General features: G+C 69.6%; 13 protein-coding genes. 5 read left to right on the plus strand and 8 right to left on the minus strand.

The genetic code is table 11. The features are described from left to right. Nucleotides 1-2: 2 nt before the first annotated feature. Nucleotides 3-1,025: a LacI family DNA-binding transcriptional regulator gene (locus BJ963_RS17505; RefSeq protein ID WP_089914148.1), complete on the minus strand. Its 1,023-nt coding sequence runs from the start codon at nt 1,023-1,025 to the stop codon at nt 3-5. Between the two features lie 157 nt (nt 1,026-1,182). Here BJ963_RS17505 and BJ963_RS17510 point away from each other — a divergent pair, with 157 nt between their 5' ends. From BJ963_RS17510 to BJ963_RS17530, 5 genes are read left to right on the plus strand one after another with little or no spacing between them, the layout of a single operon-like run. After that, complete coding sequence (locus BJ963_RS17510) at nt 1,183-2,535, plus strand: ABC transporter substrate-binding protein (RefSeq protein ID WP_218857118.1); 1,353 nt, start codon at nt 1,183-1,185, stop codon at nt 2,533-2,535. Nucleotides 2,536-2,537: 2 nt separating this feature from the next. Continuing rightward, the gene (locus tag BJ963_RS17515; RefSeq protein ID WP_246298100.1) at nt 2,538-3,539 is read left to right on the plus strand and encodes a carbohydrate ABC transporter permease; all 1,002 of its coding nucleotides are present in this window, start codon (nt 2,538-2,540) and stop codon (nt 3,537-3,539) included. Beyond that, nucleotides 3,536-4,360 (plus strand): carbohydrate ABC transporter permease, encoded by an 825-nt coding sequence (locus tag BJ963_RS17520; protein WP_089914142.1) that lies wholly within the window; start codon nt 3,536-3,538, stop codon nt 4,358-4,360. The genes BJ963_RS17515 and BJ963_RS17520 overlap by 4 nt, the downstream gene beginning before the upstream one ends. A 3-nt stretch (nt 4,361-4,363) precedes the next feature. After that, nucleotides 4,364-5,356, plus strand: coding sequence for a glycoside hydrolase family 68 protein (locus BJ963_RS17525; protein ID WP_179457731.1), 993 nt, complete (start codon nt 4,364-4,366; stop codon nt 5,354-5,356). Next, nucleotides 5,353-6,510, plus strand: a complete 1,158-nt coding sequence (locus tag BJ963_RS17530; protein ID WP_179457732.1) for a serine hydrolase domain-containing protein — start codon at nt 5,353-5,355, stop codon at nt 6,508-6,510. The genes BJ963_RS17525 and BJ963_RS17530 overlap by 4 nt, the downstream gene beginning before the upstream one ends. Nucleotides 6,511-6,606: 96 nt before the next feature. On the opposite strand, the gene BJ963_RS17535 is transcribed toward BJ963_RS17530, so the two are convergent. The 7 genes from BJ963_RS17535 to BJ963_RS17565 all read right to left on the minus strand — a co-directional run bounded on the left by BJ963_RS17535 (nt 6,607) and on the right by BJ963_RS17565 (nt 14,039). After that, entirely contained in the window at nt 6,607-7,902 is a 1,296-nt protein-coding gene (locus BJ963_RS17535; RefSeq protein ID WP_179457733.1) for an enolase C-terminal domain-like protein, read from the minus strand. 143 nt (nt 7,903-8,045) lie between these two features. Beyond that, nucleotides 8,046-8,753 (minus strand): GntR family transcriptional regulator, encoded by a 708-nt coding sequence (locus BJ963_RS17540; RefSeq protein WP_089914128.1) that lies wholly within the window; start codon nt 8,751-8,753, stop codon nt 8,046-8,048. Nucleotides 8,754-8,808: 55 nt separating this feature from the next. Further along, a complete protein-coding gene (locus BJ963_RS17545) occupies nt 8,809-9,786 on the minus strand; it encodes an aldo/keto reductase (protein ID WP_179457734.1) in 978 nt (325 codons plus the stop codon). Next, on the minus strand, nt 9,786-10,910 hold the full coding sequence (locus BJ963_RS17550) for a mandelate racemase/muconate lactonizing enzyme family protein (RefSeq protein ID WP_179457735.1): 1,125 nt from the start codon (nt 10,908-10,910) through the stop codon (nt 9,786-9,788). The genes BJ963_RS17545 and BJ963_RS17550 overlap by 1 nt, the downstream gene beginning before the upstream one ends. 32 nt (nt 10,911-10,942) lie before the next feature. Beyond that, nucleotides 10,943-11,812: a carbohydrate ABC transporter permease gene (locus BJ963_RS17555; protein ID WP_089914119.1), complete on the minus strand. Its 870-nt coding sequence runs from the start codon at nt 11,810-11,812 to the stop codon at nt 10,943-10,945. Continuing rightward, nucleotides 11,802-12,788, minus strand: coding sequence for a carbohydrate ABC transporter permease (locus tag BJ963_RS17560; protein WP_179457736.1), 987 nt, complete (start codon nt 12,786-12,788; stop codon nt 11,802-11,804). Before BJ963_RS17560 ends, BJ963_RS17555 begins: the two co-directional genes overlap by 11 nt. Before the next feature lie 3 nt (nt 12,789-12,791). After that, nucleotides 12,792-14,039: an ABC transporter substrate-binding protein gene (locus BJ963_RS17565; protein WP_343037316.1), complete on the minus strand. Its 1,248-nt coding sequence runs from the start codon at nt 14,037-14,039 to the stop codon at nt 12,792-12,794. Nucleotides 14,040-14,088: the final 49 nt, after the last annotated feature.

Raw genomic sequence — 14,088 nt, forward strand, 5'->3', positions numbered from 1 at the left:
GGTCAGTGCCGGGCGGCGACCGACGCCCGTTCGATCACCGGCATCGGGATGAGCTCCTCGCCCGCGGGGCCGGGGTGCAGCAGCAGCTCGACCGATCGGGCGCCCATCGCCTCGTGCGGGAGCGCGACGGTCGTGAGCCCGGGCCGCAGGTACGCTGCGAGCTCGTCGTTGTCGAACGAGACGATGGAGAGGTCGTCCGGGATGCGCAGGCCCGCCTCGCTCGCCGCCTGGTAGGCGCCGAAGGCGAGCCGGTCGTTCATGGCGACGATGGCCTGCGGGCGGTCCTTCCGGCGGAGCAGCTTCCTGGTCGCCTCGTATCCCTCGTCGGGCTCCCACAGCCACACCGACGTCTCCGACACGAAGTCGAGATCGAGCTCCGCCATCGTGTCGCGGATGCCGGCGACGCGCTGCGCGACGGTCGCCGACCGGAACAGCCCTTTCTCCTTCGCGTCGCTCTGACCCAACAGGGCGATCCCCTCGCGGAAGCCGGCGTCCGCCAGCACGTGCACGGCCGACCGGCCGCCGCCGTACTCGTCCGGCAGCACGGCGTGCGGGAAGCGCGCGTTGGTGGCGTTCAGCATGACCACCGGGGTCTCGATCCGCATGTCGGGAAGGAACAGCTCCCGCGCGCGCATGGTGGCGAACACGATCCCGTCGACCTGCCGGTCGAGCGCCGCGCCGATCGCCTCGGTCTCGCGTTTCGGCTCGCCGTCCGTCTCGAGCACCATCATCACGTGACCGGCCGTCTCCGCCGCGTTCAGTGCGCCCTTGATGAGGCCGGAGGCGAAGCGGGTGGTCGCGACCACGTCCGAGATGAACGCGATGGTGTGCGTCTTGTCGGTCTTGAGCCCGCGGGCGGCCACGTTGGGCCGGTAGCCGAGTTCGGCGGCGGCCGCGTGGACGCGGTCGTGGGCGTCCTGCGAGAGGCGGGTGTCCGGGCGGCCGTTGAGGATCATGGACGCGGCGGAGACGGAGAGGCCCGCCTTCCTGGCGACGTCGGCCAGGGTCACGCGCTTGCTCAGCATCGAGACGTCCTCCTCCTGCTTCGGGATGGTAGCCGCTGGGCGTGCCGATCGCGGAACGCAGTTGACAATGTGCGCGACGTATCTCAGTATAGGGCCTGCTGAAAGCATTTAGCACTGGGATCGGTATCGACCCATCCTGTCGACGAAGGAGTCCTGCATGTCCACAACCTCTCGCGGGCGGAGGGTGCGCGGCGCAGCAGCCGCCGGCCTCATCGCCTCGCTCACCGCACTCGTCTTCACCGGATGCGCCCCCGGATCGTCCACTTCCGGGGCGACCACCGCGACCGACGTCAGCACCAAGCTCACCACGGACAAGGTCCAGCTGACGATCGCCGACGAGACCGGGTTCCCGCTGACGGACGACCTCACCAAGGAGTTCACGAAGCAGCACCCGAACATCACGTTCAAGATCACCCGCGACACGTTCCAGAACCTCACGGCCAACGCGCCCAAGCTGCTCGCCAGCTCGACGCCGCCCGACCTCATCCGCCTCCCCACCCTCGGCGACACGGTCAAGGACGGCCTGGTCGCCAACCTCGACCCCTTCTTCACGGCCTACGGCTGGGACAAGTGGTCGCCGGCCCAGCTCGCTCCGCTGCGCATGACCAAGGACGGCGTGCGCGGCAGCGGCTCCCTGTACCAGCTGGGCCTCGGCTACAGCGTCACGGGCATCTTCATGAACACCAAGCTCGCCGAGCAGGCCGGGATCACCGCGCCGCCGGAGACGCTGGGTGAGCTCGAGGCCGACTTCGCGAAGGCCAAGGCGGCCGGGATCGCGCCGCTGATCGAGGGCGACAAGGACGGCGTGGTGAACTTCACCGTCCAGGCGGCGATGAACCAGTACGCCGACAAGGCGAAGTTCCTCGACTGGATGTTCAACAAGCCGGGTGCGACGTACAACACCCCGGGCAACGTGAAGGGCGCCGAGCTCATCCGGAAGTGGGCGGACGCCGGCTACTTCCCGTCGGACATCAACGCGCTCGACTACTTCACGTTCGTCAGCCGCTTCCAGGACGGCGGTGGCGTCTTCACCTTCAACGGCAACTGGGAGGCCGCCAACTACGCCAAGAAGCTCGGCAAGGACGTCACCTTCTTCCTGGTCCCCCCGGCGGAGAAGGGCGGAGACCACGTCGCGATGGGTGCGGCGAACTCCTTCTCGGCCGCGGCCAAGTCGAAGCACCTCAACGAGGTCGCCTACTTCCTGAACTGGGTGCACACGAACGACAAGGCGCGTCAGATCGTCGTCGACGTGACCGGAGCTGCGCCGGGCGGCGACCCGGCCCAGGCCCAGCCGAAGGTCGAGAAGGGCTCCATCACGGAGCAGGTGCTCGCGGCGGCGGCGCAGATCGCCAAGGAGGACGGCCAGGTCGACTTCATGGCGAACACGACGGCGGGCATCTACGCCGGCGCGATCATCCCGGAGTCGCAGCTGCTGGTGACCAGCAAGATCAGCGGCCAGGAGTTCGTCGACAAGGTGCAGGCGTTCTACGAGCAGGAAGTGAAGAAGTAGCGATGACCTCGGTGCGACCCCGCGCGGGCGACGACACGACCCGCCACTCCCCGTCGGCGCGACGGGCGGTTCGCGACGGCTCGCGCGGGGCCGCACCCGGGACCCCCGTGCGCCCGGCCGCCCGGAGACGGCCGGCCGGGCGCACGGGGAGGATCGGCTGGCTGCTCGTCGCGCCCGCTCTGTTCTTCTACGCGGCCTTCGTGCTGTGGCCGCTCATCCAGGGTGTCCAGTACTCGTTCTACGACTGGAACGGGATCGGCGCATCCACCTGGGTCGGACTCTCGAACTACCTGACGGTCTTCACCGACCCGGACCTCCTCGGGGCGATCAAGAACGCGTTCATCCTCATCGCGTTCTTCACCGTCATCCCGGTGGTCGCGGGGCTGGTGCTCGCCACGCTCATCCGGTCCGTCCGCGCCGGGTTCTTCTCCAGCCTCTCGCAGACGGTGCTGTTCCTGCCGCAGATCATCCCGCTCGCCGCCGCCGGAATCGCCTGGTCGTGGATGTACGCCCAGACCGGCGCCGTCAACCAGATCCTGGGATGGATCGGGCTGGGCGGCCTCGCCCGGCCGTGGCTCGGCGACTACCAGACCGCGCTGCCGGCCGTCGGGCTGATCGGCTCGTGGACGCTGACCGGCCTGTGCACCGTCCTGCTCCTCACCGGCATCGGCAAGATCGACGCCTCCCTCTACGAGGCGGCGCGGCTCGACGGCGCCGGATGGTGGCGCGAGTTCTTCACCATCACGCTCCCCGGCCTCCGGCAGGAGCTCGCGGTGCTCATCACCATCACGATCATCGCCGCGCTCAGCAGCTTCGACATCATCTACACGACCACCCTCGGCGGCCCGGGCAGAGCGACCCTGGTGCCGGGCATCTCGATCTACCGGATCGGGTTCACGCAGAGCGAGGTGGGGCTGGCCTCCGCCTTCGGCATCGTGCTCATGATCCTCGTCCTCGTGGTCGTCCTCCCGATCCAGCGCCTCTCGAAAGTCCGTGACCAATGATCGTCAATCCCGTCGAGAAGTGGACGGGCCGTGTGCTGCTCGTCCTCGTGCTCGTCCTCACCGTCATCCCGCTGCTCAACATGGTCTCGGCGGCGCTGCAGCCGGCCGACGTCAACCCGACCGGTCTGGCGTGGCCGACGAACCCGCAGTGGGGCAACTTCGTGGAGGCCTTCAACACCGGCCACGTCTGGGAGCTCCTCGGCTCGAGCGCCCTCATCGTGCTCGGGGTCGTCCCGATCAGCCTCGTCATCGCGAGCCTCGCCGGCTACGCCCTCGGCAGCCTCCGGATGAAGGGGTCGCGTGCGCTTCTCATCCTCTTCGTGCTGGGGCTCACCATCCCGTTCGAGGCGCTGATCATCCCGCTGTACTACGAGATGCAGTCGCTCAACGTTCTGAACACGCAGTGGGCGATCATCCTGCCGCTCATCGGTCTGTTCATGCCGTTCAGCGTGTTCTGGATGCGCGCCCACTTCGTCGGAGTGCCGACGGAGCTCTCCGAGGCGGCCAGGGTCGACGGGGCTGGGATGTGGCAGGAGCTCCGGCTCATCCACCTCCCGCTCGCGCGCCCCGCGCTGTCGGCCCTCGGCATCCTGCTGTTCCTGTGGACCTGGAACCAGTTCCTGCTGCCCGTCGTGCTCATCGCCGACCCGCTGCAGCGCACGGTGGCCGGGGCGCTGACGTTCTTCCAGGGGCAGTACAGCCTCAGCATCCCGCTGCTGAACGCGGGTGCGCTGATCATCATCCTCCCGACGATCCTGGTCTTCGTCATCTTCCAGCGCCAGTTCATCCGGGCGCTGATCCAGGGCGCGGTCAAGGGCTGACGGATGGGGTTCAGCAGAGACGGTCACTGGGTCTGGGATTTCTGGGTCGCCGACGACGGCGACCTCTTCCACCTCTTCTACCTGCACGCGCCGGTGTCGCTCGTCGACCCGGACCTGCGGCATCGCAACGCCCGGATCGGGCACGCGACCTCCTCGGACCTGATCGCCTGGGTCGACCACGGCACGGTGCTGGGCCCCGGCGGTCCGGGCGACCTGGACGCATCGGCGACCTGGACGGGCAGCGTCGTCCGCGACGGCGACGGCGCCTGGAGGATGTTCTACACCGGGTCCGCGTTCCTCTCGGCGGGCGAGATCACCAACATCGAGACGATCGGCGTCGCGGTGTCCGACGATCTCTTCCACTGGCGCAAGGACGACCGCCTGCGGCTGCAGGCCGACCCGCGCTGGTACGAGGTGCTGCCCGACCGCACCTGGCACGAGGAGGCGTGGCGCGACCCGTGGGTGTTCCGCGACCCCGAGGGCGACGGCTGGCACATGCTGATCACGGCCCGCGTACGCGACGGCGCCTCGGCCCGTGACCGCGGCGTGGTGGGGCACGCGGTCTCGAACGACCTCGTGGACTGGCGCGTCCAACCGCCCCTCACGGAGCCGGGCGCCGGGTTCGCGCACCTGGAGGTGCCGCAGAGCGTCCGCCTGGGCGGACGGGACTGGCTGCTGTTCTCGTGCGACACGGCCCATCTCGCCGGCGACCGGATGGCCGGCCCCGGCGGGATCTGGATCGCACCCGCCGCGTCGCCGCTCGGCCCGTTCGACCTCGGAGCGGCGGAGCTGCTCCTGGACGAGCGCTACTATGCGGGACGTGTCGTGGTCGGCCGCGACGAGTCGCCGCACCTCCTGGCGTTCGAGAACACCGGGGAGGCCGGCGGGTTCGGCGGCCGGATCACCGACCCGATCGCGCTGACGCTGGAGGCGGACGGCGCAGGAGGGATGCGGCCCCGGGCCGCCATCGACGACAGAGAGACGGAGACCACATGACCGACGTGATCGAGGGCACCGCCCAGGCCGGCTTCGACGGGGTCGCTTCGGCGTTCGCCGACGCGTTCGCCGGGAGGCCGACGATGGGAGCCGCGCTGTCCGTCCGCGTGGACGGCCGGCCGGTCGTGCAGCTCTGGGGCGGCGTGAAGGACGAGCGCGACGGGCGGCCGTGGACCGCGGACACGGCCTCCGTGGTGTTCTCGTGCACCAAGGGCGTCATGTCAATCCTCGTCGCCCGCCTCGTGCAGGACGGCCTGCTCGACTACGAGGCGCCGGTCAGCCGCTACTGGCCCGAGTTCGCCGCGGCCGGGAAGGGCGGTGTGACGGTCGCCGAGCTGCTGTCGCACCGCGCCGGACTCTCCGCGCTGCGCGAGCGGCTCACGCTCGACCAGGCGCTCGACTGGGAGACGGTCACCGGCCTCCTCGCCGCTCAGGAGCCGCTGTGGGCGCCGGGCACCGGGTACGCCTACCACGCGCTCACCCACGGCTGGCTGGCGGGCGAGCTCGTCCGCCGCGTCACCTCCACGATGCCCGGCGCCTACCTGGCATCGATCGCCGCACCCTGGTCGGACGACCTGTGGATCGGGCTGCCCGCCGACCGTACTGACCGCGTCGCGCACCTGCAGGCGTCGGAGAGCCAGGTCGAGGCGGGGGAGCAGCTGGAGCAGGCCGAGTCGCCCTGGACGGCGCTCGCCATGACGCTCGGCGACGCCTTCCCACCGGAGCTCGTGACCCCGGAAGGCGGCTTCAACGACCCGCGGGTCCGGGCGGCGCAGATCCCCGGCGCCGGCGGCATCGCGACCGCGGATGCGCTCGCGGCCCTCTGGTCGTCGACGGTGGCGGAGACCGACGGTGTGCGGGTGCTGGACGACGACGTGCTCGATGCCGGCCTCATCCCGATGAGCGGGGGAGAGCCGGTATTCCCGACGCCCGGGCCCTGGCCGCGCTGGGCGCGGGGCTTCCAGCTGGACTCGGAGGCGCGTCGGTACCTCGGTCCGTCGAGCCTCGGCCACGACGGGGCCGGAGGGCAGGTCGCCTTCGCCGATCGCGACGACCGCGTGGGCTTCGCGTTCGTCACCAACTGGATGGAGGCGGGAGCCGACGAGCGGGCGACCACCATCGTCGCCGCGCTGAAGCGCGCGCTCGGCCGCTAGCTCGCCGCTAGCTCCCCGCGAGTTGCGACATCACGTCGCACCTCGCGCCGAATGGGAGCAACGACTCACCCCTCGATCCGCCGGCGGAGCCCGGGCTCAGTCGATGAGGAGGGCCGGCGCGACCTCGTGCTCGTGCAGGGACGAGGCGAGCATCTCCATCCCGATGCCGGGCGCCAGCGGGGCGCGATAGCGGCCGCCGGTCACCTCCGCCGGGGTGACGAAGTGCTCGTGCAGGTGCGTCGTGTACTCGATCATCCGGCCGTCCTGGCTGCCGGAGACGGCGACGAAGTCGAACATCGAGAAGTGCTGCACCGCCTCGCACAGGCCGACGCCGCCGGCGTGCGGGCAGACCGGGACTCCGAACTTCGCCGCCAGCAGCAGGATCGCGATGTTCTCGTTGACCCCGGCGACGCGGGTGGAGTCGATCTGCACGATGGATGCGGCCCCCGCCTGCAGGAGCTGCTTGAACAGCACGCGGCTCATTCCGTGCTCGCCGGTCGCGATCGGGACCGGCGCGACGGCCTGGGCGATCGCGGCATGGGCGAGGATGTCGTCCGGGCTGGTCGGCTCCTCCACCCAGGCGAGGTCGAAGGGCTGGAGGGCGCGGATCCACTCGATGGCCTGGTCGCGGTCCCAGCGCTGGTTGGCGTCGATGGCGATCCGGATGTCGGGGCCGACCGCGTCCCGGGCGACCCGGAGTCGGCGGAGGTCGTCGTCGAGCCGGTCGCCGACCTTCAGCTTGATCTGGGTGAAGCCGTCGTCGACCGCCTCGCGCGCCAGGCGGCGCAGCTTCTCGTCCGAGTAGCCGAGCCAGCCGGGGGTCGTCGTGTACCCGGGGTAGCCGTCGGCGAGCAGTTCCGCCTCGCGGGCGGCGCGGCCCGGCTCCGCGGCGCGCAGCAGGTCGAGCGCCTGCTCCGGGGTGAGGGCGTCGGTGAGGTACCGGAAGTCGACGAGCGCGACGAGCTCCTCCGGCGACATGCGGGAGAGCAGCTGCCACAGAGGGAGGCCGGCGCGTTTGGCCTTGAGGTCCCAGAAGGCGTTCACCACGGCGCCGATCGCCATGTGCATGACGCCCTTCTCGGGCCCGAGCCAGCGGAGCTGCGAGTCGTGGACGAACTCGCGCCAGAACCCGCCGAGGTCGTCCAGGATCGCCTCGACGTCCCGGCCCTCGACGCGGTGGGCGATGGCCTCGATGGCGGCGACCTGGACGTCGTTGCCGCGGCCGATCGTGAAGACGAAGGCGTGGCCCTCGTGGCCGTCGGCGGCGTCGGTGGTGACGCGGAGGTACGCGGCGGAGTAGTCCGGATCCGGGTTCATCGCATCCGACCCGTCCAGCAGGGCCGATGTCTCGAACCGCACATCCAGGGTCTCGAAGCCCGTGACGATACTCACGCCGTTGTCCTCTCGCTCGTCGTACTCAATATCCTATTGGATATAGCCAGCCGAGCGCCACCGAAAGGGCGACGAGTCGTGACTCTTTGCCGGTATCCGCGGCGAGTTGCGGCATGATGCCGCAACTCCGCGGGGTGGAGGAGCTAGCCCGCCTTCTCGGCCTCGGCGAGGCTGGCGGAGATGCGCGCGTACGACTTGGTGATGTGGTCGAGCATCGCCTTCTCGGCCGACGCGGGCTTGCCGCTGCGCAGCGCCTCGAGGACGGCCTCGTGCTCGCCCGAGGTCTCGTCGACCACGCCGTGCTTGAAGTAGATGCGGTACTGGTGCATGTGCGACCGGAGCCGGCCGATCGCGTCGGCGAGCAGCGCGTTGCCCGAGTGCTCCGCGATGATGCGGTGGAACTCGGCGTCCTGGTTGGCGAAGTCCTTGTAGTCCTTGAAGCGGTCGCCGCCGGTCTGCGCCGCCTGGCCGCTGCGGTGCATCGCGTCGCAGAGCTCCTCGAGCTGCGTCAGCGTCGCCGCGTCCAGCTCGCCGGCGGCGTTGCGCGTCGCGTACGGCTCCAGCAGCCGGCGCATCTCGAACAGCTGGCGCAGCCCGTCGCTGTCGAGCAGCGGGGCGGCGGTGTAGCCCTTCAGCGCCTTCTTGACGACGAGCCCCTCGGACTCCAGACGTGCCAGCGCCTCGCGCACCGGGGTGGGGGAGACGTTGAGCTGACGGGCGATGCCGTCGATGCTGGCGCGGCTTCCCGGCTCGATCACCTGGTCCATCAGCAGTCCGAGGACGGCGTCGTACACGTCGTCGGCCAGCGCCCGCCGCGCCGGCAGGAAGTGTTCCCCCGATTGGATCGTCATGTGCACATCCTAGGTCTGCGCCCGCAGAACCGAGAGGATAGAGGATGCAGGATCTTCATGGCAGCAGGCCTGCCTCCCGGAGCTCGTCCCAGACCGCCTCCGGCACCGGGGGTGCGGACAGGCGGGCGTTCCGCTCGATCTGCGCCGGGGTGTCCGCGCCGAGCACGACGGTCGAGACGGCCGGATGGCGCAGCGGGAACTGTACCGCGAGCTGCGGAACGGTCACCCCGTGGCGCTCGGCCACGTCGGCGATGCGGTTCACGTGGGCGATCAGCTCCGGCGACGCCGCCCCGTAGACGAAGGTGGCATCGGGCGCCGGCCGGTCCGTCGCGAGGATGCCCGAGTTGAAGACGGCGGCGACCGCGACGGACACGCCGCGCTCCTGCGCCGCAGGGAGCAGGTCCTGCTCCGCGGACGGGTCGAGCAGCGTGTAGCGGTTCGCGCACATCACGATGTCGAGGTCCGTCTCGCGGACGAACCGGGTGAGCATGGCCGTCTGATTCATCCCGGCCCCGTACGAGCGGATGACGCCCTGCGACCGCAGTTCGTCGAGCGCGGGGAACGCGCCCTCCAGCGCCTCGCGCTCGTAGTCGTCCGGGTCGTGCACGAACAGCACGTCGATCCGATCGACCCCGAGGCGCCGCAGGGAGTCCTCCACCGAGCGGAGCACGCCGTCGCGCGAGTAGTCGAGGCGGCGCCGCCGCGTGGAGGGCACGTCGAACAGGTTCGCGATGTCGGTGTCGCCCGGCCGGTGGTCCGGGTTCGGCTCGAGCACGCGGCCCACCTTGGTCGAGAGCACATACTCGTCGCGCGGGAAGGCGCGCAGGCCCTCGCCCAGGCGCTCCTCCGCGAGCCCCAGCCCGTAGTGCGGCGCCGTGTCGTAGTAGCGGATGCCGGCCTCCCAGGCGGCGGGCACGATGCCCGGCCACTCGTCCTCGGGGCGCGGCCGGTAGAGGTTGCCGAGGGCGGCGGAACCGTAGCCGATCGGCCCGACGGTCAGCCCGCCCCGGCCGAACGCGCGCTGGGGGCCCATCAGGCGACCCGCAGATCGTCGACGGCGTCCAGATCCCACTCGATCCCGAGGCCCGGCTGCGACGGCGCCAGGCCGTGGCCGTCTCGGATGACCATCTCGGAGCGGGTCACCGCGCGCAGCTGCGGGATGTGCTCCAGGTAGAGCGCGTTCGGAACCGCGCAGCACAGCGACACGTGCAGCTCCATCAGGAAGTGCGGGGCGACCGCAACGTTGAACGCCTCGGCGAGGTGCGCGACCTTCAGCCACGGCGTGATGCCGCCGACGCGCGCGACATCCACCTGGACGATGGAGGCCGCCCCCGACTGCAGGTACTCGCGGAAGTGCCCGACCGAGTAGATCGACTCTCCGACCGCGACCGGCACGCTGGTCGACTCGGCGAGGCGGCGGTGACCGGCGACGTCCTCCGCGGGCAGCGGCTCCTCGAACCAGAAGATGTCGAGCTTCTCGAACAGTGCAGCGCGACGGATGGCCTCGGCGGCCGTCAGCGACTGGTTGGCATCCACCATGATGTCCATCCTGTCCCCGACGGCCTCGCGGATGGCGCTGAGCCGCTCGAAGTCCTCGTGCGCGCGCGGCTTGCCGACCTTGATCTTCACGCCGCCGAGCCCGCGCCGCTGCGACTCGACCGCCTGGGCGACGAGCTCGTCCGTGCTGAAGTGCAGCCAGCCTCCCTCCGTGTCGTAGAGGGGGATGCGCGGCTGCGCCCCGCCGGCGGCCACCCAGAGCGGGAGGCCGGCGGCCTTGCAGCGGGCGTCCCACACCGCGGTGTCGACCGCCGCCAGGGCGAGCGACGTGATGAGGCCGACGGTCGTGGCCCGGGTGGAGGAGAACAGCGCACGCCAGACGTCCTCCGGACGGTTCACGTCCATCCCGACCACCACATCGAGCAGCGTCTCGCGCAGCAGGCTCAGGACAGCGGCCCCGCCGGTCCCGATCGTGTAGCTGTAGCCGATGCCCTCGACTCCGCCGACGGTGCGCAGCCGGACGAAGATCGTCTCCTGCTTGAGGAAGGACTGCACCGCGTCGGTGCGGACCGTCTCCACCTCCAGGTCGCTCAGCCACGCCTCGGCGCTGACGATCGTGCCGTCGACGGCGGTGAGGGCGGCGGGCGGGGCGAGGCTCATGGGTGTCTGCTTTCTGGTGAGGGGTGGGAGGATCAGCGGCCGCCGAAGCCGCCGAGGGCGACGCCCTTGATCAGCTGCCGCTGCAGCAGGGCGACGATGATCAGCGACGGGATGATCGCGATGGTGGATGCGGCCATCATCAGGCTCCACTGGGTGCCGTGCTCGCCGGTGAACATCGAGAGGCCGAGCGGCACGGTCGCGAGCTCCTGGCTGTTGATGATGATCAGCGGCCACAGGTAGGAGTTGTAGTAGCCGACGAAGGAGAAGACGCCGAGTACCGACAGCGGAGCGGTGAGCTGCGGGAGCAGCACGGACCACAGGGTGCGGAATCTCGAGGCGCCGTCGATGAGCGCCGCCTCCTCGAACTCGATCGGGATCGTCAGGAAGAACTGCCGAAGCAGGAAGGTGCCGAACGCGGTGAACGCGAACGGGATGATCAGCGCCGTGTACGTGTCGACGAGCCCGAGCTGGTTCATCATGATGAACAGCGGGACGACCAGCACCTCCTGCGGCAGCACCAGGGTGAGCACGTAGAGCAGGAAGATGCGGTCGCGGTACTTGAACCGGAGCCGCGAGAACGCGTACGCCGACAGCACCGCGACGATGACGGAGAGCAGGGCGCCGCAGATCGAGACGAAGAAGCCGTTGAAGATGAACCGCCCGAACGGCACGAGGGTCCAGGCGTCGACGAAGTTCGACCACTTCACCTCGGAGCCGATGAAGGTCGGCTTCGGCGAGAACACCTCGGACTCCGGCTTGAGGGCCGAGAAGAACATCCAGATGAAGGGGAAGGTGAACAGCAGCGCGACGATGGCCATCAGCAGGGTGTTGAGCCAGGTCTTCGTGACGACCACGCGCTGGGCGGGTCGGAGCCGGTGACGGCGGAGCGTGTCACTTGTCATAGTTGACCCACCTCTTCTGGCCCGCGAACTGCAGGGCGGTGATGATCATGACGACGATGAACAGCATCCACGCCAGGGCCGACGCGTAGCCGAGCCGGTCGAAGACGAAGCCGTTGCGGTAGAGGTAGAGCACGAACGTGTTGGTCGACTCGCCCGGTCCGCCCTGGGTCAGGATCTGCGGCTGGACGAACACCTGGAACGCACCGATCATCGTCATCGTCATGGTGAAGAACAGCGAAGGCGAGATCATCGGCAGGATGATCGACCGCAGCCGCTGCCAGGCGTTCGTGCCGTCCATCCGCGACGCCTCGAGGATCTCCTTCGGGATGCCGCCGAGACCGGCCGACAGCACGATCACGTTGTAGCCGAACGACTGCCAGACCGACATCGCGATGACGGAGGCGAGGGCGAACCGGGAGTCGGAGAGCCAGCTGGGCCCGTCGATGCCGATGCCGGCGAGCGCCGAGTTGACCAGGCCGTTGTCGCTGAGGAGCAGCCGCCAGACCAGGGCGTTCGCGACCATCGGGGTGATGGCGGGGAGGAAGAAGATCACGCGCCAGAATCCGGCGAACTTGATGCGGGTGTTGAGCCACAGTGAGACCGCCAGCGCCACGGCCAGGTTGAGGGCCGTGTAGACGAAGGCGAAGACCACCGTGTTGAGCAGGACGGTGTAGAACGTCGGGTCGCTGAACAGCTTCTCGTAGTTGGCCAGCCCGAGGAAGGTGGGCGAGCCGAACAGCGGCCACTCGAACAGGCTGATGACCAGCGAACCGATCAGCGGAACGACGATGAAGAACGTGAAGCCGGCGAGACCGGGCCAGAGGTAGGCGAGGGCGACCAGGCCGTCCCCGCGGCGCTTGCGGCCGCCGCGGCGCGGAGGGGTGGGGTGCGGAACGCCGAACGGGCGGGTGGGGGGCGCGGCGGGTGCCGCCGTCTCGTCCGAGACGACGGCACCCGTGACCAGGGGGGAGGTCATGCGTTACCGCTCCACCGACTTCTGGATCGTGCTCAGCACGTCCTTGGCGGTCTTGTCACCCCGGTAGCCCTCGATGCCGTACTGGGTGAACAGGGTCTCCACCTGGTTCCAGGTGGGGGTGGTGATCTGCGCTGTCGCGTTCTTCAGCAGCGCCTGCACGGCGGCGTAGGCCTCCGGCGACTTGCCCTCGGCCCAGGCCGACTGGGCGTCGGCGCGGGAAGGCACGATGCCGCGCTTCTCCGCCTGGCCCTTCAGGACGCTGGTGTCGGTCATCGCGACGATCGCCTTGAACGCGGCGTCGGGGTTCTTGCAGTTCTTCGCGATGCCGAATCCGGAGCCGGCCGTCATGCCGTGCGCCTCGCCCGAGGTGCTCGGAACGATCGTCACGCCCATGGTGAACTTGGCGGCGTCGGCGAAGGTGCCGTACATCCACGGGCCCTCGATCAGCATGTCGACCGCGCCGCTGGTGAATGCGGCCTGCGACACGTCGGAGCCGTCGGCCGCCTCCGGCGCCTTGGCGATGCCCTCCTTGCCGACCAGGTCGAAGTACGACTGCACCTGGTCGACCAGCTTCGAGTTCGTGAGGTCGAGCTCGGAGCCCTTCACGGCCTCCGCGCCGTCGGCGATGGCCCAGGCGTTGGGGATGAAGAAGCCGGGGGAGATCGCCAGCGCCTTGTGGTCGCCGGTGGTCAGCTTCTTCGCGTCGGCCAGGAACTGCTCGCGCGTGTAGGTGGTGCTCGGGGCCTGCAGGCCCGCCTTCGCGAAGTTGTCGGCGTTGTAGTAGAGGACGATCGGCTCGGCGTCGTAGGGGATCGCGCGGATCGTACCGTCCACCGTCATGCCCTTGAGCATCGACTCGTCGAACTTCGAGGTGTCGAGCTTGTACTTCTTGATCAGGTCGTTCAGCGGCATCAGCAGCCCGGAGAGCTCCTGCGCCCGCGCGGCCTGCGTGGTGAGCAGGCAGGGCGGGTTCGAGCCGCTGAGGCGGGTCTTGACCTTGGTCCAGTAGTCGTTGAAGCTCGGCCCCTCGATGGTGACGTCGAGGCTGGGGTCGACCTTCTTGCCGAGATCGATGAAGCCCTGCCACTGGTCGCGGTCGCTCTGACTGCTGACCCAGGTGTACATGCTGATGGGGCCGCCCTTGGCGTCGCCCCCGCTGCCGCCGGCGCAGCCGGCCAGTGCGGTGAGTGCTCCGGTCAACAGGACGGCGGTTCCGATCCGGGCCGCCCTGCGCTTGCTTCGTGGTGTCACGTGCTGTGCCTCCTCCATTGGATTCATCCAGGTGATCGCCTTGCGTTGG

Source organism: Leifsonia soli, assembly GCF_013408745.1.
Classification (GTDB): domain Bacteria; phylum Actinomycetota; class Actinomycetes; order Actinomycetales; family Microbacteriaceae; genus Leifsonia; species Leifsonia soli.

What these genes read in the sequence shown, in the direction of transcription:
- BJ963_RS17555 (WP_089914119.1), bottom strand. Translation starts at nt 11,812, where the DNA reads ATGACAAGTGACACGCTCCGCCGTCACCGGCTCCGACCCGCCCAGCGC.
- BJ963_RS17550 (WP_179457735.1), bottom strand. Translation starts at nt 10,910, where the DNA reads ATGAGCCTCGCCCCGCCCGCCGCCCTCACCGCCGTCGACGGCACGATC.
- BJ963_RS17510 (WP_218857118.1), top strand. Translation starts at nt 1,183, where the DNA reads ATGTCCACAACCTCTCGCGGGCGGAGGGTGCGCGGCGCAGCAGCCGCC.
- BJ963_RS17505 (WP_089914148.1), bottom strand. Translation starts at nt 1,025, where the DNA reads ATGCTGAGCAAGCGCGTGACCCTGGCCGACGTCGCCAGGAAGGCGGGC.
- BJ963_RS17545 (WP_179457734.1), bottom strand. Translation starts at nt 9,786, where the DNA reads ATGGGCCCCCAGCGCGCGTTCGGCCGGGGCGGGCTGACCGTCGGGCCG.
- BJ963_RS17520 (WP_089914142.1), top strand. Translation starts at nt 3,536, where the DNA reads ATGATCGTCAATCCCGTCGAGAAGTGGACGGGCCGTGTGCTGCTCGTC.
- BJ963_RS17560 (WP_179457736.1), bottom strand. Translation starts at nt 12,788, where the DNA reads ATGACCTCCCCCCTGGTCACGGGTGCCGTCGTCTCGGACGAGACGGCG.
- BJ963_RS17540 (WP_089914128.1), bottom strand. Translation starts at nt 8,753, where the DNA reads ATGACGATCCAATCGGGGGAACACTTCCTGCCGGCGCGGCGGGCGCTG.
- BJ963_RS17530 (WP_179457732.1), top strand. Translation starts at nt 5,353, where the DNA reads ATGACCGACGTGATCGAGGGCACCGCCCAGGCCGGCTTCGACGGGGTC.
- BJ963_RS17515 (WP_246298100.1), top strand. Translation starts at nt 2,538, where the DNA reads ATGACCTCGGTGCGACCCCGCGCGGGCGACGACACGACCCGCCACTCC.
- BJ963_RS17525 (WP_179457731.1), top strand. Translation starts at nt 4,364, where the DNA reads ATGGGGTTCAGCAGAGACGGTCACTGGGTCTGGGATTTCTGGGTCGCC.